20 protein-coding genes are annotated in these 21,363 nt (G+C 44.0%); 11 read left to right on the top strand and 9 right to left on the bottom strand.

Translation table 11 applies throughout. The annotated features are described in order from the left end of the window. Positions 1-295: 295 nt before the first annotated feature. Both AM379_RS00390 and AM379_RS00385 read right to left on the bottom strand, forming a co-directional pair. The gene (locus AM379_RS00390) at positions 296-1,729 is read right to left on the bottom strand and encodes a glycosyltransferase family 39 protein (protein WP_045143254.1); all 1,434 of its coding nucleotides are present in this window, start codon (positions 1,727-1,729) and stop codon (positions 296-298) included. A gap of 187 nt (positions 1,730-1,916) precedes the next feature. Further along, positions 1,917-2,222: a DUF4354 family protein gene (locus AM379_RS00385; protein ID WP_072048476.1), complete on the bottom strand. Its 306-nt coding sequence runs from the start codon at positions 2,220-2,222 to the stop codon at positions 1,917-1,919. Between the two features lie 395 nt (positions 2,223-2,617). On the opposite strand from AM379_RS00385, the gene AM379_RS00380 reads away from it, so the two are divergent. After that, entirely contained in the window at positions 2,618-2,974 is a 357-nt protein-coding gene (locus AM379_RS00380) for a DUF6404 family protein (protein ID WP_045143250.1), read from the top strand. A 94-nt stretch (positions 2,975-3,068) separates the two neighbouring features. On the opposite strand, the gene AM379_RS00375 is transcribed toward AM379_RS00380, so the two are convergent. Together AM379_RS00375 and AM379_RS00370 are read right to left on the bottom strand one after the other, a co-directional pair. Then, positions 3,069-3,569: an Lcl domain-containing protein gene (locus AM379_RS00375; protein ID WP_072126443.1), complete on the bottom strand. Its 501-nt coding sequence runs from the start codon at positions 3,567-3,569 to the stop codon at positions 3,069-3,071. 44 nt (positions 3,570-3,613) lie between these two features. Beyond that, positions 3,614-4,492 (bottom strand): IMI family carbapenem-hydrolyzing class A beta-lactamase NMC-A, encoded by an 879-nt coding sequence (locus AM379_RS00370; RefSeq protein ID WP_050737109.1) that lies wholly within the window; start codon positions 4,490-4,492, stop codon positions 3,614-3,616. Positions 4,493-4,633: 141 nt separating this feature from the next. Between AM379_RS00370 and imiR the strand changes: the two genes are divergently transcribed. Continuing rightward, on the top strand, positions 4,634-5,521 hold the full coding sequence (gene imiR / locus AM379_RS00365; RefSeq protein WP_045143249.1) for a LysR family transcriptional regulator ImiR/NmcR: 888 nt from the start codon (positions 4,634-4,636) through the stop codon (positions 5,519-5,521). A gap of 17 nt (positions 5,522-5,538) precedes the next feature. Here the strand turns inward: imiR and AM379_RS00360 are convergent, their stop codons facing one another. Next, a complete protein-coding gene (locus AM379_RS00360; RefSeq protein WP_050737108.1) occupies positions 5,539-6,027 on the bottom strand; it encodes a hypothetical protein in 489 nt (162 codons plus the stop codon). A gap of 288 nt (positions 6,028-6,315) precedes the next feature. On the opposite strand from AM379_RS00360, the gene AM379_RS00355 reads away from it, so the two are divergent. Both AM379_RS00355 and AM379_RS00350 read left to right on the top strand, forming a co-directional pair. Then, complete coding sequence (locus AM379_RS00355; RefSeq protein ID WP_050737107.1) at positions 6,316-7,824, top strand: MFS transporter; 1,509 nt, start codon at positions 6,316-6,318, stop codon at positions 7,822-7,824. Between the two features lie 265 nt (positions 7,825-8,089). After that, positions 8,090-8,827, top strand: coding sequence for an AAA family ATPase (locus AM379_RS00350; protein ID WP_072048473.1), 738 nt, complete (start codon positions 8,090-8,092; stop codon positions 8,825-8,827). Between the two features lie 245 nt (positions 8,828-9,072). On the opposite strand, the gene AM379_RS24050 is transcribed toward AM379_RS00350, so the two are convergent. Then, positions 9,073-10,125, bottom strand: a complete 1,053-nt coding sequence (locus AM379_RS24050; protein WP_126028368.1) for a hypothetical protein — start codon at positions 10,123-10,125, stop codon at positions 9,073-9,075. A 373-nt stretch (positions 10,126-10,498) separates the two neighbouring features. Here AM379_RS24050 and AM379_RS00340 point away from each other — a divergent pair, with 373 nt between their 5' ends. Then, on the top strand, positions 10,499-10,753 hold the full coding sequence (locus AM379_RS00340; protein ID WP_045143149.1) for a YdgH/BhsA/McbA-like domain containing protein: 255 nt from the start codon (positions 10,499-10,501) through the stop codon (positions 10,751-10,753). A gap of 459 nt (positions 10,754-11,212) precedes the next feature. Further along, a complete protein-coding gene (locus tag AM379_RS00335; RefSeq protein WP_106503354.1) occupies positions 11,213-11,410 on the top strand; it encodes a Fe-S-cluster oxidoreductase in 198 nt (65 codons plus the stop codon). On the opposite strand, the gene setB is transcribed toward AM379_RS00335, so the two are convergent. Beyond that, a complete protein-coding gene (gene setB / locus AM379_RS00330; protein WP_014170922.1) occupies positions 11,407-12,588 on the bottom strand; it encodes a sugar efflux transporter SetB in 1,182 nt (393 codons plus the stop codon). The two genes, AM379_RS00335 and setB, sit on opposite strands and share 4 nt — an antisense overlap. 360 nt (positions 12,589-12,948) lie before the next feature. Between setB and fruB the strand changes: the two genes are divergently transcribed. Genes fruB through fruA form a run of 3 tightly spaced genes read left to right on the top strand, consistent with a single transcriptional unit; the run spans position 12,949 to position 16,716 of the window. Beyond that, positions 12,949-14,079 carry a fused PTS fructose transporter subunit IIA/HPr protein gene (gene fruB / locus AM379_RS00320; protein WP_014170920.1) on the top strand — a complete coding sequence of 377 codons (1,131 nt, stop codon included), beginning with the start codon at positions 12,949-12,951 and terminating at the stop codon, positions 14,077-14,079. Beyond that, complete coding sequence (gene fruK / locus AM379_RS00315) at positions 14,079-15,017, top strand: 1-phosphofructokinase (RefSeq protein ID WP_014170919.1); 939 nt, start codon at positions 14,079-14,081, stop codon at positions 15,015-15,017. The genes fruB and fruK overlap by 1 nt, the downstream gene beginning before the upstream one ends. 16 nt (positions 15,018-15,033) lie before the next feature. Next, the gene (gene fruA, locus AM379_RS00310) at positions 15,034-16,716 is read left to right on the top strand and encodes a PTS fructose transporter subunit IIBC (protein WP_025203638.1); all 1,683 of its coding nucleotides are present in this window, start codon (positions 15,034-15,036) and stop codon (positions 16,714-16,716) included. A 47-nt stretch (positions 16,717-16,763) separates the two neighbouring features. On the opposite strand, the gene nfo is transcribed toward fruA, so the two are convergent. Next, the gene (gene nfo / locus AM379_RS00305; RefSeq protein WP_032678579.1) at positions 16,764-17,621 is read right to left on the bottom strand and encodes a deoxyribonuclease IV; all 858 of its coding nucleotides are present in this window, start codon (positions 17,619-17,621) and stop codon (positions 16,764-16,766) included. A 64-nt stretch (positions 17,622-17,685) separates the two neighbouring features. Next, a complete protein-coding gene (locus tag AM379_RS00300) occupies positions 17,686-18,732 on the bottom strand; it encodes a YeiH family protein (RefSeq protein WP_032678578.1) in 1,047 nt (348 codons plus the stop codon). Between the two features lie 98 nt (positions 18,733-18,830). Here AM379_RS00300 and yieE point away from each other — a divergent pair, with 98 nt between their 5' ends. Then, positions 18,831-19,697 carry a DNA-binding transcriptional regulator YeiE gene (yieE, locus tag AM379_RS00295; protein WP_014170915.1) on the top strand — a complete coding sequence of 289 codons (867 nt, stop codon included), beginning with the start codon at positions 18,831-18,833 and terminating at the stop codon, positions 19,695-19,697. A gap of 171 nt (positions 19,698-19,868) precedes the next feature. Then, a complete protein-coding gene (locus AM379_RS00285; RefSeq protein ID WP_020883191.1) occupies positions 19,869-21,338 on the top strand; it encodes an amino acid permease in 1,470 nt (489 codons plus the stop codon). The last annotated feature ends 25 nt before the right edge of the window (positions 21,339-21,363 follow it).

Below are 21,363 nucleotides of genomic sequence, written 5' to 3'. Positions count from 1 at the left end.
GCTTCTTGAGGAATCTAATGTTTGTCCGATAGGAATTGATAGTGTATCTCACGAATGTCGATGATATATCAGGTGGAAAATTTTTAAGTATAAACTGACATGATGGCTTATATCCATGATATTAATCTAGGTTATGCATGTCAGTAATATACACTATATACAGAGAAAATGCTATTCTGTTACTAAAATTGTACTCGAATCAAGGCTGAGTTATTCTTATCAGAAGTAAGTTTATTGTTAAATCAAAAAAAGATAATAAATACCAGCAGTTTATCTGCTGGTAATTTATAAAAAACTATACAGGATTCACTAATCCAACACAGACCGTGTAAATACTGCTTTGCTTATCTTTCTGAAAGTCTAAATCTATAATATAATCGATCTTAAGTTGTGGCCATTGAGTTATTGCTTTAGTAAAGCTTGAGTTTTCACATTGTCCATCTGCATGACCGATAATCAAAGCACCAAATTTCTGAATGTCACTAAACTCGATGTTTTTGTTGTAAATATTAGGTTGGGTATTTTCATCCCAGCGGGTTATGACTTGTGGTCGTGAAGAAGCATAAAAAGTGATCCATTCAGAAAGATACTCGCCTCCAACATACTTGAAAGGAGAATTATAATGTTTCTGCCATATTGCTTCAACTTTTTGGCTAAAAGTGATTACTCCTTGCATTTTTTGACCAGAATTGCTGATGTTCAATGCTAATACTGATATATATCCTATTAGAAAAAGTAAACCTGCTGCAAATAAAGCTAAAAATGCTTTGCTAAAAGATTGTCCATTATAATTTCTAACGCAAGCGACAATAATAGGAGGTGCTATAATGAAAAAAGGCTGAAGCCACTCTGTTAAACGACCTCCGTGATGAAAAAGGAACCATAGCCAAATGAAGAACTGTGGTATGAAAGCGATGTATATAATGACGAGTATAGAAACTTCAGTGGGCCATTTTAAATGGAGCTTATAATGATGCAATATTAATAGCATAAACAAAAGTGGGTAAAATATGCTAATTATTTTTACAATGATTTTAGGATTAAATTGTCTAATTATCTGTGAATCAACCCAATCTACAGCAGCAAAGTTATGATTCCAAAGCCATAAAATATTAGGAGTTACAATGCATACACAGAGGAATATCGCGAGGTAGAAAAAAGGCGAACGGTAACAATAGCGAATTTTTGGCACAAAAATTGTGGCGATGAAGATGGCAAAGACGAATACAAAAGTAGAATATTTAGCCATCATTCCCAATCCAGCTGCAATGGAGAACAATAACCACCACGCCGGATGACGAGTAATTGAAAAATAAAAAAATAAAAACATCCATGGCCACAACATAACAAGTAAATAATTGTCGTTGTAACTTATTATGTCGAAATTTATAATGCCAGAAAGGTTCAAAGTTAATAATGCTAGCCATGCCAATTGATCGTTACCGCTTAGGTATTTTGCTAAATACCAACAACCAAGCATGCCTATAGCAATTGCAGTAAAATGCGTACAATACCAATATAAGCTCATAGGAAAATCAATAAGCCATAATGCCGGTCGCCATATCATACCAACTAACCATGGATTCTTAGGTGAACCCCAACTAGCATTTTGTGCCCAATTGAGAGCCTCAATTGCGTCATAAGGAACAGTTGGATCAAGCCAAGTAGTCGCAATTGTCCAAAGAAGAGCGTATACGCTGATCCAAGAGAATAAATATAATTGTCTCATCAGTTCTCAAAATTTATAAAGTAAATGGTAATTTTTAATAAATGACTCTAATTAATAAAAGGTAAAATTAATGCGAGCCTTAATAATATAATAGAATCAGAACGTAAATTCTCAGCAGTTTTTTGTAATTCTTACAAGCGATGCTTTATGAATGTGTTCTTCATCCGATGAAAATGAAGCTACTCCTCTAATTGGTTTTCAAAAAAATAAGAACACCAGCGCTTAACACTTCGTCAAATGAATCTAGGTCATATTCATTTTGAACCGTTGTATAAGCTTTAAAGCAGTGTTCAGATAAATCTATAGATTCCTTACTGAGCAGTGTAACTATCAATTTAAAAGTTTTTATAAATAAATGTTTATCTCCTACTGGTATAGCCCACAGGGATTTTTCAGTTGCACGAACAGCAATGGAGTCTAAGTTATTGGCTTGAAGAGGAAAGCTGATCAATGCCAACATATTGATAAATAATAATATATACAATTTCGTCATTCTATTTAAGTGTATTGAGAAAGCGGTTTATGTAATATTTTTGCTATTTTTATAATATAAGATCATGGTTAAACTGAAGTTAAATAGAATTCCTTTTGCAAAAAAAATTTACGAGAAATATCTGAAGGATTTGCTTTTTTTATATTATCGTAATTGAGCGGTCATAGGTAGATTGAATGAAGAAAAAAGGAAGCTGCTTTCTAAGCCATGCTGGAGGGAATTTTGCTTGTTCACATGTGTTTTAATAGTGAGAACTTAGTGCCACGATATGATTTATCATGTTTGTTTTCTTTAGTAAGCTTTTCTAGTTATGATGTTGATAATGTTTTTTTAAGATTAAGTGCTATAATTATAATTGGTTCATTAAACTACTGTGTAATAAATAAGGTATACAAATGAATAAAACCAATTTTGAAGAAAAACTTGAGAAATCATTGTCAATTATGAAGCAAAAGAATATGTGGGAGTTAAATTATGCACCACCTTTATATAAAAGGTTATGGAAAAAAGGCTATCAAATCCCGCCACCTCCGTTTGCATCTGTATGGCTAAATGCATTAATATTTGGGATGTATTTTTCGATTGTATGGGGTGGGCTTATGTTAGTCCTGCTATTATTGCTTGATCTCTTCGAGATTAAAACTTTTCTAATATATTCAGTCTCGGCAGGTTTCCTTTTTGGTATATCAATGAGTATTTATCATTTATGGCGAAGAGTGGTAAATGAATTGCCTGAATGGGACGATTTATAATGAATTTTAGATAGTGTTTGGATATGCAGTTTATTAAGTGATTATAAATATACTGCATATCCTTTTTTAATCAATAATGGGTAATAAACTGTTTTTATAATATTAAATCATCGTCGACCATTACATATCTTACAAATCGAACAGGATAAGTCATTTCAATAGTATGACCGTCAATATAATGATTGATCATGTCAAATGTATAATACAAATAAGGTATGCTTTGAATTTGCGTTGAGCTCCAGTAAGGCGATGCTCCTTCACCATTATCTTGGGGTATGTCAAAATATGATTTGAAAAGGTTATTTTTAAGACAGCTTTTTGAAGAGAGTAAAGATAATTCCTCGATACTTGGCAGTCTCCATCCATTCCCTTGTTTTATTGCTTCACCAAAAGCTGTACTCAAAGTAAGGGGAGTTGGTTCTCCAGTACATCCATTCTCTATATTCCATTGCATGCCGAAAGTACAAGCCTGCCATTCTAGATTGTTTTTAAGATCTATCACTGTCGAATCTTCGGTGATAAAATCACACTGAGCATATGCTGACAAACTACTCATAGCTAATGATAAAAAAATTAAAATTTTCATTTTTTTCATGATGAAGTTAAGCCATCATAATGAAATGATGGCTACAGTTAGGTTTATTTAAGGTTATCAATTGCAATTCTTGAAGCTTCTGCGATTACTTTATCCTCATGCTTGGCTTCTTTTTCGTTTTTTGTTGTGTATACAGAAATTATAAGAGGAGCCCGGTTCTTTGGCCAGACTACCGCATAATCATTTGCCGTACCGTATGCTCCGCAACTACCAGTTTTATCGCCAACTACCCAATCGCTTGGTACGCTAGCACGAATACGCGCTGCACCGGTTGTGTTACCCTTTAACCATGTCTGATAGGTTTCCTTTTCATGTTCACTAAGTATGTTACCCAGAGCAAGGGTTTTCAGACTCTTGGCTACTGCTGCAGGTGTAGATGTGTCACGCTCATCGCCTGGAATAGCTGTGTTTAGATCTAACTCCCAACGATCGAGTCTAAAATCTTCATCTCCAATCGACCGCATGAATTTAGTCATACCCTCTGGACCACCGATATAACGTTCAAGAATAATATTAGTAGCACCATTGTCGCTATATTGTAAAGCAGCAGCAGCCATATCACCTAATGACATTCCATTATCTTTATATTTAGTTGTGATGGGTGAATGGAACTCTAAACTTCTTGTATTATAATTCACAATCTGATTAAGATTAAGTCGATTATCTTGAGAGCCTTTTAATACAGCAGCAGCTAAAAAACCTTTAAAAGAACTACATAATGGAAATCGTTCATTTGCTCTGTACGAAAATGATTTACCCGAGCCAGTGTCTAAAGCGTAGACACCAATCCTGCCATTGAAATCTGTTTCAAGGTTTTTAATCTCATCAATGCCCTTCGTATTGGCCTGTGAGAAAAATGATATTGAAATTAAACAAGAGCTAAACAAGATGGCTATTCTACTTTGCTTTACATTAAGTGACATGGTTTTACCTTATATACAATTTTCTATATTAACTAGGACATAGCGTGTATTAACTTTCAACAGCGAGCGATTATACAGTTGTTATTTTTTCTTTGAAGCAATATAATTTTTATACAGACATAACTTTTTCTTTGGGTTACCATGCGTGCCAGATTACCTTTAAATGCATTACGAGCTTTTGAAGCCTCAGCAAGATATCTAAATTTTACTAAAGCCGGACTAGAACTTCATGTAAGCCAGGCCGCCGTAAGCCAGCAGGTCAGAACACTTGAACAAATGCTTGGTGTGGCTCTTTTTACAAGAGTACCGCGTGGGTTACAGTTGACAGACGAAGGCATGCATCTTTTGCCTTCGATTACAGAAGCTTTGCAGATGATGAGTTCTGCGATGGATAAATTCCATGAAGGTAAGATTAAAGAGGTGCTTACTATTGCTGTCGTAGGGACTTTTGCAATAGGATGGCTCCTTCCTCGGATTACTGCGTTTCTTAATGAAAATCCATGGATTGATATTAGAATTTTAACGCATAATAACGTTGTCAATCTTGCTGCAGAAGGTATTGATGCATCTATTAGATTTGGAACAGGCGGCTGGATTAATACGGAAAATATTTTACTCTTTCAGGCGCCGCATACAGTATTGTGTTCCCCGGAAACATCCAAGAAATTGTACATTCCATCAGACTTAAAAAAAGTTTGCTTACTGCGTTCCTATCGAAAGGAGGAATGGAATAATTGGTTTAAAGCTGCTGGGATCGACCCTTGGACTATTACAGGGCCTATCTTTGATTCTACCAGACTTATGATAGATGCTGTAAAGTTAGGTGATTATGCAGCACTAGTTCCTTATCATATGTTTCAAAAAGAATTAAATGAGCGATCCGTGGCAAAACCTTTTGAAATTTATGCCACGCTTGGCGGTTATTGGCTTACTTTGCAGAAATCTCGGGTTAATCATAATAGTGAAGCACTTAATGTTTTCAAGGAATGGATTATCGAGCATAGCAGAGAGTTTGTATTAAAATCCTAGTCTCTGCTAAAGGTATATCAATGCTTTTTATTTAAGTAATCGTACCAAAAACTTCTCTTACCTTTATAATTGACCGTTGTAAGACATCTGATGATATGCCGGCTAATTTTTTTTGAATCAATGTTTAATATTTCACTAATCTGAAAATAATTAAGCTGCAAGTAAAAATAGTAATAAAGAATTTTTAATCCTAAAAAATGATGTTTTTTATATCTCATAAATGATTCGACATATAAACTACTTAAGACGTTATCTTTAGACAAGGTTTCACTTTGAAAGTGAAAAGCAGAGGTTCCATTAAACATTAATGAAATCAAGTCACGATATTTTTTGTCATAAATAAAAATTATTTTATAGTATTTTGAAATAGATAAAAAATCAATAAAGTCAATAAACTCCTCTTTTGTATAAACAATTGCATCGTTACGCGATATTATATTGTATACACCCAATGATAAATAGCTGTTATCACTAAAGATTAAAATTAAGTTTTGTTTCTTGTCCATGTAAATTTGTTAGTTTCAAATATTATTTATAGGTTATGTAAATTTTTTCAGTTTATGTAAATTACAAGTAAATTTTTGGTTGAAATGCTCCTTGTGTATTTTATGGCTTTTGTTTTATGATGCTATCATTAAATTTATTATTTAAAACTATTAAATGTTAAACGCTTGCTAAACGAATGTACTATTACATCACAAGTAATTGCAGTTTTTAACTTTTTGTTTATGATGTTGTGAGGGTAATTTGTTTAAATAAAATGTGTATATCATAAACTTTTTAAAGATAATGCTATGTTAGAAAAGAAGAATGTATTTTTTAATAATAAGAATTTTATTCTTATTACAGTTATTTTAATGTATTTACCCGTATCTTTAGATGCTACTATCCTACATGTTGCAACTCCATCTGTAGCTTTAGATCTTAAAGCTTCTTCAAAGGAAGTTTTATGGATTATAGATATCTATTCGTTGGTTATGGCATGTCTTTTGCTGCCGATGGGGGTATTCGCCGATAAAATTGGGTTCAAAAAGATATCTCTGATTGGAATGCTATTATTTTGTATTGCATCATGTTTAGCATATATATCTTCTAATACCATAATGTTAATTTGTGCAAGAACTTTATTGGGCATTGGGGCCGCAATGATCATTCCTGCAACTCTCTTGGCATTAAGGCTATCTTTCGTCAAGCCAAAAGAGCGTGCTGTTGCACTAGGTGTATGGTCCGCTATAGGTACTGGTGGAGCTGCATTCGGTCCATTTGTGGGTGGTCTTTTAATAGAAAATTATTCGTGGAACTCTGTCTTTTTTATCAATATTCCTATTTGCTTCATTGTTTTTTTTATGTTAATCGGTCTTAAAGAATATAAAGTATTAGGCAGTTCTAAAATTATAAATTTACTTGATCCTTTGCTTTTAATGTTTTCTATATTAATGATTGTTTTAGGTGTTAAAAACTTAGGGGCTTCTGAAGAGTTTATTACTTATTTATCATTCATTATGTTGGGACTAGTTATGTTAACGATATTTTGGAAAAGGCAGGTGATGCTCGTTCATCCAATGATAGATATTGAACTCTTCAAACATAAGCCTATATTGGCGGGGCTAATTCTTGCGTTTATCGCTATGGCCACGCTGGTTGGATTCGAATTTTTTGTTTCTCAGGAATTACAATTAGTATTTGGGTTATCACCTTTTCAAGCTGGACTGTTTCTATTTCCATTTATTATTGCGAGCTCTATATCCGGTCCTTTCGTTGGATTCACACTTACATGGTTAGGAGTTAAAAAAATTGGATTTTATGGTGTTTTATTAAGCTCGTTATGTTTCTTTTTCATGGCATTTATGGATTTTAGTTCTAATAGATGGGAGGTTTGGGTTGCAATGATTATTTTAGGGTTTTGCATAGAAGCAGCTTTAATCTCTTCTACATATGTAATTATGAATGCCGCAAAAAAAGAGAAAGCAGGGGAAGTTGGAGCAATTGAAGGAATGGCGTATGAACTCGGAGCAGGAACTGGTATCATATTATTCGGGATGATTATGACGGCTTCATTCACAGCTAATCTGTCTCTTGATTTTCTTGCTGATATCAAGCAAGCTCCTCCATTATCACTAAGTGAGGCGATCGGTATTGCAGATTCATTACCACACTGGCAAGGACAAGAATTAGTTCATGCCTCAAAAATTGCCTTTCTAAATTCTCACGGTAATGTAATGCTTGTTGCAGCAATTTTGTTGATTTTATTATCATTTATTGTTTCACATTTGCTTAAAGAGTACTCGGAACCTAATGAATAGATTTTTATGTTCTTCGTTAATTATTATATGCACACCTCAGATTAGATATTGAAATAATTAATTTAGAACTCCGATACAAATTGATATGTCTAATATCAAAGTTAATTTAGTTAGTTCTTTATCTCGATAAGTTCTAAGAATATCGGGCCTATTAGCATTTTAATTAATTATCAAATGTTGATGATTAGTAGAGGTTGACTAAATTAAGCTATGCTTCCTTATTTTTTGTTCACTTTGTTATAAACTGAAGGTTTCGTATTATATTATGCATACTCTAGAACAATTTCTCCGAGCAGTATTATTACTGAAAGAAAGAATTACAGATTATGAAAGGAATCAATACCCCTATAACATTCCAGCTTTGAAAAATTTTCATTGCTTGGATCTGCATCCGAGGGTAACTTTTTTAATGGGAGAGAATGGTAGTGGAAAATCAACTTTGATTGAAGCCATTGCAGTAGCGGCAGGATATAATGCAGAGGGAGGGTCACGTAATTTTAATTTTCATTCAAATGAAAGTCATTCTTCACTTCATCATGCAATTCGACTGGTCAGAGGAGTTAGGCGACCAAAAGATGGATTCTTTCTCAGAGCAGAAAGTTTTTATAATGTTGCAACTGAGATTGATAGTTTAGGTGTGCAAGGAGCCTATGGAGGACGTTCCCTACATGAACAATCGCACGGGGAATCATTTATGTCATTATTACTGAATCGCTTTTCACCAAATGGCCTATATATTCTAGATGAACCTGAGGCAGCTTTATCACCTACCAGACAAATGGCTGCGCTTGCTCATATTCATCGTTTGGCTCAGAGCAATTCACAATTTATAATAGCAACCCATTCTCCTATACTAATGTCATATCCAGATTCGAAGATCTTGCATTTTAGTGAAGATGGGATCGAAGAAACTAAACTTGAGAATACTGATCATTACATTGTGACTCGTCGATTTGTAAATAACCCTCGCTCTATCTTAAATGAGCTGTTGGACTATGAATAATAAGGTTTTTGTTGAAAATGTACATATAAATTGCTTAGTACCTTTTTAAGGTGTTTGTTTAAAAACAATATATTAAAAATATAGTTTTGGTAAAATGAGACAATATATAATAGGATGCGATTATTTTTCTCGAATTCTAATGTCATCGTATGGTTTGTTATATCATTTCTATATGTTTTGAATACGAAACTCATTTTCAATCATCTCTCTTTTTATTGCATGTGATTATTTTTTTAAATGATATTTTACGGAAGAGATATATTCTCTTTGTATCCAAAATAACCATTTTCATAATCATACAAAATGTCATATCCATTTAAAAAATTGAATCCTGTATTAACGAATATATGTTGCCTAGTTGTGTTTAAAAATATTTCTTTAGGAGAAGTGTTTCTTTTGTGCCCCCCAATTTTAATTTCATATTCTATTCCATCTGCTAGTTTAATATCTAATGTTGTTCCGTTAGGTAATTGTCCACCATTTAAAGTGTAGTTTGGTATTGTTAAAAACATACTTTTTACTCCTGTGTCAATAAGGACCGTACCACACTGATACCCTTGCCAACCAGTTATTTTGATACATGCTGGCGGTGCTATCCATTCATGTTTATTTTCTTTTGAAGGTTGTAATTTAATAAATGAGAACCCTTCGGCAATATCCTTATTAATTCCAACATATATGCCGTTGCGCGTAAGTTTATAACCATTATTGCTTCCTGAATTTGTGTTTAAAAGAGGATTTGTGTTTGGAGTACTTTCGCTCTGCAAGCTACTTTCTCGATCAAAACCGATGCCCATCATTGATACATGCTCAGGGTTTAGTTCAGGTTTACAATTTCTTGCAAGAGCAAGGCACTGGATTTCGTTAACAGCCAATACTGGGATAATATTCGTAGAAATGTATTTATCCCCATCACCAATAGTAACAGTTGTATTGAGCCAAGATCCAATCATAATACGTCCGGAACTGTTGTACGTGATTTTACCTGGCCTAGGTGATAGCTTACTTGCATTTGGTATTGCAGAAGCTGAAATTACTAAGCCTGTGGAGCCAGTATCAACTACCACCTCTCGTTCAGCGCCGTCTGGAAATGAGACAAATAACTTCGGCGTAGTCGCATCAATATTTAGATTGTCGTTATTGATAAATTTTAAATATACTGAATCATTGTTTTCTGAATAAATCGGATTGCTTATTTTTGCATCAGAGATGGCAGCATAAGAAGTTGTTCCTAACGGAAAAACCACATATACAATAATTAGGATGGTTAATTTTATCAGTATAGAATGTTTTTGCATGTTCGCGGCCTTTAAGATTTAGAGAAATCGTGAAATTTACATCATATATCATGCATGATATATCTTATCCTTTTTTTATTCATATCCTATACAAATATTAAAGTAACATACATCTAGTTTTTTTCTAGGAAAATTTTAATAAACAAACTATGCGTGATCTCGATCAGATTTTTCGATTATATAATGTGATTCTTTAGGTGCGTCTTGACATAGTAGCACTTATAGCTAACATTTAAAATTACTGAATCTAATACTGTACAGGTATTATTTTCAGTTGATTAAGAATTGTTTGATCTTACCCGTAATTCGTAAAAGTTATCGATTCTTCTTATATGAAAATATTACATGCTTCTAAAATTCTTGGAGTAATCGAATGAAACTCTCAAAATATTTGTGTTGTATTATAGTATTGTTTAATTCTACTGTATTTGCTGCTGAGGAAATTGATGCGGAAAATGCAAGTAAATACACCAAAATTGGAACGTTATCAGTAACTGAAGATGGTTTTACAATGTCTGACGATGATCTTTCCCAAAAGGTAGATAGTAAGGGTGGAAAGTACTACGTTATTACTTCGAAGGAAGGGAAAGAGGAGCATAAGACTATTAACGCTGACATTTATAAGTGATACCTTAGTAATACCTTATAAGGTGGTGATTTTTTTGCCACCTTCATTGATAGTCTTCAAACCCAAATTCACTATTTATCATTTTATTTTTTTGTGGCGTTGCGTGGATGGTGGATGAATGTATATTTTATTTATGCTTTCACATTATATGTAAAATTATTAAATGCTCCATTTTGTATTTGTTTTTTTTAGTTCTCGAATTTTTTCTTCCATACAAACGATTTTTCCTATGAAGAGTGAAATATTAAGACCGCCGAAAGTAGTTGTAAGAAGTTGATATAGATTTGAAATTTAAGATCTATACAGTGTAGACGTTTGATTAAGTTTACTTTCTTTACTTCGATATATTAATAAGTTACATCTGAATAAAGGTGGGGTAACATACAATACGATCAACTTAGAGTGGTATATAATAGATAAATTAGCCAGATATTAATGGAACAATGTTTTTGATAAACTATGAATAATGGTTCATTAGGCAAACCTGCCAATACCCGCTGTGTGCAGCTTGCTGAAAATAACCTGTGCATGATCTTTGGTTCCCCGCTGCGCCCGAAAGTCTGTTCCGGCCTTCAGCCGTCCGCGGAGATGTGCGGCAGCACGCGCACGCAGGCGATCACCTACCTTCTTGAGCTGGAAGCGCTCACCGCCCCTTAAACGTCCTTAATTCGCGCCAGACACCCTATCGTCAGCGTACACATCACCAGCGCAATCCAGAATACCGTGTGATAGCTCCAGATCTCGGCCACGATGCCGGCCATTGAGCCTGCAATAATCCAGCCCACGCGAGTGGTATTGGTATAAAGGGTGGTGGCGGAGCCTGCCTGGCCTGGCATCAGGTCCTGGAAATAGAGCATGCCAATCCCGGCGAGTATGCCGATATAAATGGCGTTGAGAAGCTGCAATGCCAGCAAGAGTCCTGGCGTGTGCACCGTCAGCATACCGATATAGAACAGCAGTCCTGCGACAGCCGCGATGCGCATTAAAAAACGCTTTCCGAAACGCTTCGCGTAATAGCCCGCGATCAGCATGGTCGGGATCTCAAGCCCGGCCGCGGTTCCCATCATAATGCCCGCCAGCTTCTCTGGCAGATGCAGCTCATCAATAATAAACAGCGGCATGTTGATAATATAAAGGCTGTTTGTTCCCCACATCAACGTACAGATAACAAACAGGAGCAGCGCATCACGACGGTTACGGCGCGGGGCTTCCAGTACGCCTGAAGCCACTTTGGGCTCTTTGCGCATCGACGGCAGGAAGAACCACACCATGGTGCCGCACACCACAAACGCGACAGCCGCACTCAGGTACATCACCGTAAAGCCAAACCCCATCGCCAGGGCATACGCCAGCGGCGGGCCAATGACCCATGCCAGCGACACCTGGGCACGCAGAATAGAGCTGAACATCACCGCTTCACGACCGGTATGGTCGGCGTGCTCGCGGGCGAGGGCGAACATCTGCGGGTTCGCCGTGGAACCGAAGCTGCTCAGGAACACCCCCACGAACAGCAGGATGAAATAGTTGCGGTTAAAAGCAAACAACACGCAGGCAAACACCCCGAGAAGGCAGCAAAAGACGATCAGACTTTTACGATCGCCTTTTCTGTCGGAACGCCCCGCCAGAAACTGACTCACCAGAATGCCGATGATGGCACTGCCGGTAAAAAAGAAGCCAACCATTGCCGGACGGGCGTGGACTTCATTGGTCAGAAACAGGCTCAGCGTGGGCGTCTGTAACGCCCCGGCAATGCCGGTAAGGAAGGCAACAATCAAAAACGCCGTGGACGTCAAATCAAAGGGTTTTGGCGAGGCGGCGGCAGGGGTGTTATGCATACTTTCAGTATCAGCAAGTCATAAAGAGACGCGGAGTGTACGACGCTTGTCAGAAAATAAACAGGTACTGCGGTCAATTTCGCCACGAAAAATCAAAATGCCATTTCAATTAACAGGCTCGGGCTGAACTTAGCTGAAACTGACTTGCTGAACGTCAGCAAGATTCAGCTGAGCGAAGAAGAAATGTGCTGTATCTCTAAATTCTGCATCGCCATTTGTAACTTTTCTTGCAAGGTTAAGCAGAAAGCGCAAGACTTTTTGAAACGTTTCAGCGCTATCTTGTTTTAACAAACGGAGCAGGCTAGCGCATTTTTTCTCATTTAAGCTGAAACGATTCAAGTTCAGCAGGAGAGGAGAACCATGTTCCAGTTATCTGTTCAGGATATCCACCCGGGCGCTCAGGCCGGGAACAAAGAAGAGGCCATTCGCCAGGTTGCCGCTGCCCTTGTGCAGGCGGGTAATGTCGCGGACGGCTACGTTAACGGCATGCTGGCGCGCGAGCAGCAGACCTCCACTTTCCTCGGCAATGGCATCGCCATTCCGCACGGTACAACGGACACCCGCGATCAGGTGCTGAAAACCGGCGTTCAGGTTTATCAGTTCCCTCAGGGTGTGGTGTGGGGCGACGGTCAGGTTGCTTACGTGGCAATCGGTATCGCTGCCAGCAGCGACGAGCACCTGGGCCTGCTGCGTCAGCTGACGCATGTGCTGAGCGATGATTCGGTGGCTGAACAGCTGAAGTCCGCGACGACGGCGGAAGAGCTGCGCGCGTTGCTGATGGGCGAAAAACAGAGTGAAGCGCTGAAACTGGATAATGAAACATTGACCCTGGATGTTGTGGCGAGCGATCTGGTCACGCTGCAGGCGCTGAACGCAGGCCGTCTGAAAGAAGCCGGTGCGGTAGACGCGTCCTTTATCACGCGCGTTATCAATGAGAAGCCGCTGAACCTGGGACAAGGTATCTGGCTGAACGACAGTGCTGAAGGCAACCTGCGCAGCGCTATCGCGGTGAGCCGCGCGGCCAACGCGTTTGACGTTGAGGGCGCGCACGCTGCGATGCTGGTCACCGTCGCGATGACCGATGAACAGCCGGTTTCCGCGCTAAAACGTCTTGGCGATCTGCTGCTGAATGACAAGGCTGAAAAACTGCTGAACGCTGACGCAAGCACGCTGCTGGCGCTGCTGACCAGCGATGATGTGCTGACTGATGACGTGCTGACCGCTGAGTTTGTAGTGCGTAACGAGCACGGCCTGCATGCCCGTCCTGGCACCATGCTGGTGAATACCATTAAACAATTCGAAAGTGAGATTACCGTGACTAACCTTGATGGCACGGGCAAACCGGCCAACGGCCGTAGCCTGATGAAAGTTGTCGCGCTGGGCGTGAAGAAAGGTCACCGTCTGCGCTTTACCGCACAGGGTGCTGATGCTGAACAGGCGCTGAAAGCGATTGGCGACGCCATCGCGGCAGGTCTGGGGGAGGGCGCATAATGAGCAGACGTGTTGCGACTATTACGCTGAACCCGGCATACGACCTGGTGGGGTTTTGCCCGGAGATTGAGCGCGGCGAAGTAAACCTCGTGCGTACCACTGGCCTGCATGCTGCAGGTAAAGGGATTAACGTCGCGAAAGTGCTCAAGGATCTCGGTATCGATGTCACCGTGGGCGGATTCCTCGGTAAAGATAACCAGGATGGTTTCCAGCAGCTGTTCAGCGAACTGGGGATTGCTAATCGTTTTCAGGTTGTTCAGGGCCGTACCCGTATCAACGTCAAGCTGACGGAGAAAGACGGCGAAGTGACCGATCTGAACTTCTCAGGCTTCGAGGTGACTCCGTCAGACTGGGAGCGCTTCGTGAACGACTCTCTGACCTGGCTTGGTCAGTTCGACATGGTCTGCGTCAGCGGCAGCCTGCCGTCCGGCGTGAGCCCTGAAGCGTTCACCGACTGGATGACGCGTCTGCGAAGCCAGTGCCCATGCATTATTTTTGACAGCAGCCGTGACGCGCTGGTCGCCGGCCTGAAAGCCTCGCCGTGGCTGGTGAAGCCGAATCGCCGCGAACTGGAGATCTGGGCTGGCCGTAAGCTGCCAGAATTAAAAGATGTGATTGACGCTGCCCATGCGCTGCGCGAGCAGGGTATCGCTCACGTGGTTATCTCTCTTGGTGCAGAAGGGGCGCTGTGGGTTAACGCTTCTGGCGAATGGATCGCCAAACCGCCATCGGTTGACGTTGTCAGCACCGTTGGCGCAGGGGATTCAATGGTTGGCGGTCTGATTTATGGCCTGCTGATGCGTGAATCCAGTGAACATACTTTACGTCTTGCCACCGCCGTTGCTGCCCTGGCCGTTAGCCAGAGCAATGTCGGTATTACCGATCGTACCCAGTTAGCCGCGATGATGGCGCGCGTTGACTTAAAACCTTTTAACTAACAGCAGGAGAGGAATAATGAAAACGCTGCTGATCATTGACTCCGGTCTCGGACAGGCTCGCGCCTATATGGCGAAGACCTTGCTGGGAGCGGCGGCGAACAAAGCACATCTTGAGATGACGGATAACCCGGGCGACGCCGAAATGGTGATTGTTCTGGGGGATAAAATTCCCGCTGACAGTGCGCTGAATGGCAAAAAAGTGTGGCTGGGCGACATCAATCGCGCGGTGGCACACCCGGAACTTTTCCTGAGCGAAGCGAAAGGTCATGCGTCTGTTTACAGCGCACCGGTCGCGGCGCCGGTTGCCGCGTCCGGACCAAAACGTATCGTGGCGATCACGGCCTGCCCGACGGGCGTGGCTCATACCTTTATGGCGGCTGAAGCCATTGAAACCGAAGCGAAAAAACGCGGCTGGTGGGTAAAAGTTGAAACACGTGGATCCGTTGGTGCGGGCAACGCAATCACCCCTGAAGAGGTGGCTGAAGCCGATCTGGTGATGGTTGCGGCTGACATCGAAGTGGACCTGGCGAAATTTGCCGGTAAGCCGATGTACCGCACGTCAACGGGCCTGGCGCTGAAAAAGACCGCTCAGGAGTTTGATAAAGCGCTGGTGGAAGCGAAGCCGTATCAGGCAACGGGGTCCACGCAAACTGCGACGGAAGGTAAGAAAGAGTCAGCTGGCGCCTATCGCCATCTGCTGACCGGCGTGTCTTATATGCTGCCGATGGTGGTGGCGGGCGGTCTGTGTATTGCCCTCTCGTTCGCGTTTGGTATTACCGCGTTTAAAGAAGAAGGCACGCTGGCTGCTGCCCTGATGCAGATTGGTGGTGGTTCCGCGTTTGCCCTGATGGTGCCGGTGCTGGCAGGCTTTATCGCCTTCTCCATCGCTGACCGTCCGGGCCTGACGCCGGGTCTTATCGGCGGTATGCTGGCGGTGAGCACCGGTTCTGGCTTTATCGGCGGTATCATTGCCGGTTTCCTGGCGGGTTACGTTGCGAAGCTTATCAGCTCGAAGCTGAAACTGCCGCAGAGTATGGAAGCGCTGAAACCGATTCTGATCATCCCGTTGATTTCCAGCCTGGTGGTGGGCCTGGCGATGATTTACCTCATCGGTAAACCGGTAGCGGGTATCCTGGCGGGTCTGACCCACTGGCTGCAAACCATGGGTACTGCGAATGCGGTACTGCTGGGAGCTATTCTCGGTGGCATGATGTGTACCGACATGGGTGGCCCGGTGAACAAAGCAGCATACGCATTCGGTGTTGGCCTGCTGAGTACCCAGACCTACGCGCCAATGGCAGCGATTATGGCGGCCGGTATGGTGCCACCATTGGCTCTTGGCCTGGCAACCATCATTGCACGTCGTAAGTTCGACAAAGCGCAGCAGGAAGGGGGGAAAGCCGCCCTTGTACTTGGCCTGTGCTTTATCACCGAAGGGGCAATTCCGTTCGCGGCGCGTGACCCAATGCGCGTGCTGCCATGCTGTATCGTGGGGGGCGCGGTAACCGGTGCTATCTCCATGGCGGTTGGCGCGAAACTGATGGCACCACATGGCGGTCTGTTCGTGCTGCTGATCCCTGGTGCAATCACGCCAGTGCTGGGTTATCTGCTGGCGATTGTGGCCGGTACGCTGGTGGCAGGTCTCTCTTACGCGGTGCTGAAACGTCCGGAAGCGGAAGGGGTCGCGAAAGCGGCGTAAGCGGTAAAACAATAAAAAAGCCGGGTGCTTATGCGACCCGGCTTTTTTTATGCCGCCTGTTCAGCGGTTTGCTGTGCCTTCAGCCAGGCAATCTCTTCTGCCCAGATGTCCGGATTAATGGTTTCCAGCACCATCGGGATACCGTCGAAACGGGCATCCTGCATAATAAAGCGGAACACATCGTGGCCGATATTGCCTTCACCGAGGCTGTGATGGCGGTCCACGCGACTGCCAAACGCGCTTTTCGCATCGTTCAAGTGCATTCCGCGCAGATACTTGAAGCCCACAATGCGTTCAAACTCATCGAAGGTCTTTTTCGTCTCATCAAGCGTTCGCAGATCGTAACCCGCGGCAAAGGCATGGCAGGTATCAATACATACGCCCACGCGGGATTTATCCTCCACGCCGTCAATAATGGCCGCCAGATGTTCGAACTTAAAGCCGAGGTTACTGCCCTGACCGGCGGTGTTCTCGATGACCGCCGTCACGCCCTGGGTTTTATCCAGCGTGATGTTGATGGATTCGGCAATGCGCGCCAGACAGGCATCTTCGTCAATCTGCATCAGATGACTTCCCGGATGGAAGTTCAACAGCGTCAGTCCAAGCTGCTCGCAGCGCTGCACTTCATCAAGAAAAGCCTCGCGGGATTTCTCCAGCGCCTCCTGCACGGGATGGCCGAGGTTAATGAGATAGCTGTCGTGGGGAAGGATTTGACCCGGCCCGTAGTGGTATTTCTCACAGGCGGCTTTGAAATCATCAATCACTTCAGAGGTGAGCGGGGCGGCGCGCCACTGGCGCTGGTTCTTGGTGAACAGGGCGAAAGCGGTCGCCTCAATTTCGGCGGCGCGAATGGCGGCATTCGCAAGGCCACCTGCAGCGCTGACGTGCGCTCCAACATATTTCATAAAGGGACTCCTGTTAACCCGAAATACGTATGATAGCGGGTTAACAGGAGAAGGATGAAGTGGTTTATGCCATCAGGCTATGTACCGCGAGGTTAATCGCACCGCCGCCAACGATCAGCCAGATGAAGAGTACCAGCGCCATCAGCAGCGGTTTTGCACCTGCTTTTTTCAGCGCGCTAACGTGTGTCGTGACCCCGAGCGCCGCCATCGCCATCGCCAGCAGGACGGTATCAAGCGTGACCAGCATATCCACCACGGCTTTCGGCAGCAGGTGGAAGGAGTTAAATACCGCCACCACGATGAAAAGAATCGCAAACCACGGAATGGTGATTTTACTCTTCTGGCTACTGCCTGCCGGCGCGAGTTGTTTTACGCGAGCGGCCAGGATAATCAGGAACGGAGCCAGCATCATGACGCGCAGCATTTTGGCAATGACCGCGGCATTTTCCGCATCCGGATTAATGGCGTGACCCGCCGCCACCACCTGAGCCACTTCATGCATGGTTGAACCAATATAAATGCCGTAGGTCTCCGGGCTAAACCAGTGCGCAACCAGCGGGTACATGGCCGGGTAGAGGAAAATCGCCAGCGTACCGAAAATAACCACGGTCGCGACGGCAACCGTCACTTTGCTGGATTCTGCCTTAACGACAGGCTCGGTTGCCAGTACCGCGGCAGCCCCGCAGATGCTGCTGCCGGCACCAATCAGCCAGCTGGTTTGTTTATCCAACCCAAACACTTTCTGGCCAATAAAGCAGGCCAGTAAAAAGGTGCTGGTCAGGGTCAGGACGTCAATAGCGATCCCGCTGACGCCGACATCCGCAATCTGTGAAAAGGTCAGGCGGAAGCCGTAAAGGATAATCCCGAGGCGCAGCAGATGCTGTTTGGCGAAAATAACCCCGCCATCACAGGACTTCCAGATATGGGGGTAAACGGTATTTCCCACCACCATGCCGAGCAATATTGCCAGCGTTAAGGCACTAAAACCTGCCCCGGCGACGGCCGGAATACTGCCGCCCCATAACGCTACGCCAGTTACCACCGCGCTGAGCGCAAGACCCGGCACGAAGTGCCACAATGTACGTTGATGCTGTAAGGTGTGTTCTGACATAACCTTCTCCTTTATCTGGCTAAAAGGTTACGGCGTTGTGGCTTAAAAATAAAATTGATTATATACTTATAATCAATCTATATAAGTGGTAAGTGACCATGCACATTACGTTGCGTCAGCTGGAAGTTTTTGCCGAAGTGCTGAAAAGCGGGTCGACGACGCAGGCCTCGCAAATGCTGGCGTTGTCCCAGTCCGCGGTCAGCGCGGCCCTGACCGATCTGGAAGGGCAACTGGGGGTTCAGCTTTTCGACAGAGTGGGGAAACGGCTGGTCGTCAATGAACATGGCCGCCTGCTGTACCCGCGCGCGCTGGCACTGCTGGAGCAGGCGACTGAAATCGAACAATTGTTCCGCGAAGAGAACGGGGCCATCCGCGTTTACGCCAGCAGTACGATCGGTAATTACATTCTGCCGGAAGTGATTGCCCGCTATCGCCGGGATTTCCCGACCCTGCCGCTGGAGATGAGCGTTGGCAATAGCCAGGATGTCATCAATGCGGTGATCGATTTCCGCGTGGACATTGGTTTGATTGAAGGGCCGTGTCACAATGTCGATATCATTGCTGAACCCTGGCTGGAAGATGAGCTGGTGGTGTTCGCCTCGCCTGCCTCTTCTTTATTACAGGGTGAAGTGACGCTGGAACGGCTGGCTCAGGCGCAGTGGATCCTCCGGGAACAGGGCTCCGGTACCCGTGAAATTGTCGATTACCTGCTGCTCTCCCACCTGCCGCATTTCCGGCTGAGTATGGAGCTGGGCAACTCGGAAGCCATCAAACACGCGGTCCGTCATGGGCTGGGCATCAGCTGTCTCTCCCGGCGGGTGATTGCTGAACAGCTTGAGGCCGGCACGCTGGTCGAAATACCGCTCCCGTTGCCTAAACTGGTGCGCACGCTGTGGTGCATTCATCATCGTCAGAAACACCTTTCCAGCTCGCTGCAGCGTTTTCTGCGCTATTGCGACATGTAAACCCGCAATGCGGATCCTCTCTCCGTTGGGAGAGGGGAGATGCAGATGCGTGCTTTACTTATAATCCTGGCCGAGTCATGAAGCTCTCTTATAACTGAGCATTTCTGCCGGAAGGAACGCGTATCGTCTGCTACAATCGCGCCTCATTTGTTGAAGGGACAGCATTTTCACATGGTTTCAGAAATTAAAACCACAGAAGCGCCCGCGCTACGTCGCGAACTTAAGGCGCGTCACCTGACGATGATCGCTATCGGCGGTTCAATCGGTACAGGTCTTTTTGTTGCCTCTGGCGCAACAATTTCGGCAGCCGGCCCAGGTGGGGCACTTTTCTCTTATATCCTGATTGGCCTGATGGTGTACTTCCTGATGACCAGTCTGGGCGAACTGGCGGCGTACATGCCGGTATCCGGTTCGTTTTCGACCTACGGTCAAAAATACGTTGAAGAAGGCTTCGGCTTCGCGCTGGGCTGGAACTACTGGTACAACTGGGCCGTTACTATCGCCGTTGACCTGGTCGCCGCACAGCTGGTGATGAACTGGTGGTTCCCGGACACGCCAGGCTGGATCTGGAGTGCGCTGTTCCTGGCGGTGATCTTCCTGCTCAACTACATCTCCGTGCGTGGTTTTGGCGAAGCGGAATACTGGTTCTCTTTGATCAAAGTGGCAACCGTCATCATCTTTATCGTCGTCGGTGTGGCGATGATCGTTGGTATTTTCAAAGGCGCTCAACCTGCAGGATGGAGTAACTGGAGCATTGGCGATGCGCCATTTGCGGGTGGATTCTCGGCCATGATTGGCGTGGCGATGATTGTCGGCTTCTCCTTCCAGGGAACCGAGCTGATCGGGATTGCTGCCGGTGAATCCGAGAACCCGGAGAAGAACATTCCACGCGCGGTGCGTCAGGTATTCTGGCGTATCCTGCTGTTCTATGTGTTTGCGATTTTGATTATCAGCCTGATCATTCCTTACACCGATCCAAGCCTGCTGCGCAATGATGTGAAAGACATCAGCGTTAGCCCGTTCACGCTGGTCTTCCAGCATGCCGGTCTGCTCTCCGCCGCGGCGGTGATGAACGCCGTTATCCTGACCGCCGTGCTCTCAGCGGGTAACTCCGGCATGTATGCGTCTACCCGTATGCTCTATACCCTGGCATGCGACGGCAAAGCGCCACGCATCTTTTCTAAGCTGTCCCGTGGCGGCGTACCGCGTAACGCCCTGTATGCCACAACGGTGATTGCCGGTCTGTGCTTCCTGACCTCCATGTTTGGCAACCAGACGGTGTACCTGTGGCTGCTCAATACGTCCGGTATGACGGGCTTTATCGCCTGGCTCGGGATTGCTATCAGCCACTATCGCTTCCGTCGCGGTTACGTTATGCAAGGTCATGACATCAATGACCTGCCGTATCGCTCAGGGTTCTTCCCGCTGGGGCCTATTTTCGCCTTCATTCTGTGCCTGATTATTACGCTGGGACAGAACTATGAAGCGTTCCTTGCGGACCGTATCGACTGGGGTGGTGTAACGGCGACCTACATCGGTATTCCGCTGTTCCTGATAATCTGGTTTGGTTACAAACTGACGAAGGGGACGCGCTTTGTTCGCTACAGTGAAATGGAATTTCCGGGACGCGTAAAACAATAACCGCACTTCCTCTCTTTAGCCCGCT

This window comes from Enterobacter cloacae complex sp. FDA-CDC-AR_0132 (assembly GCF_003010695.1).
GTDB classification, from domain to species: Bacteria; Pseudomonadota; Gammaproteobacteria; order Enterobacterales; family Enterobacteriaceae; genus Enterobacter; species Enterobacter ludwigii.
The sequence above is the reverse complement of the archived record's forward strand: the minus strand, read 5'-3'. Positions and strand labels throughout refer to the sequence as shown.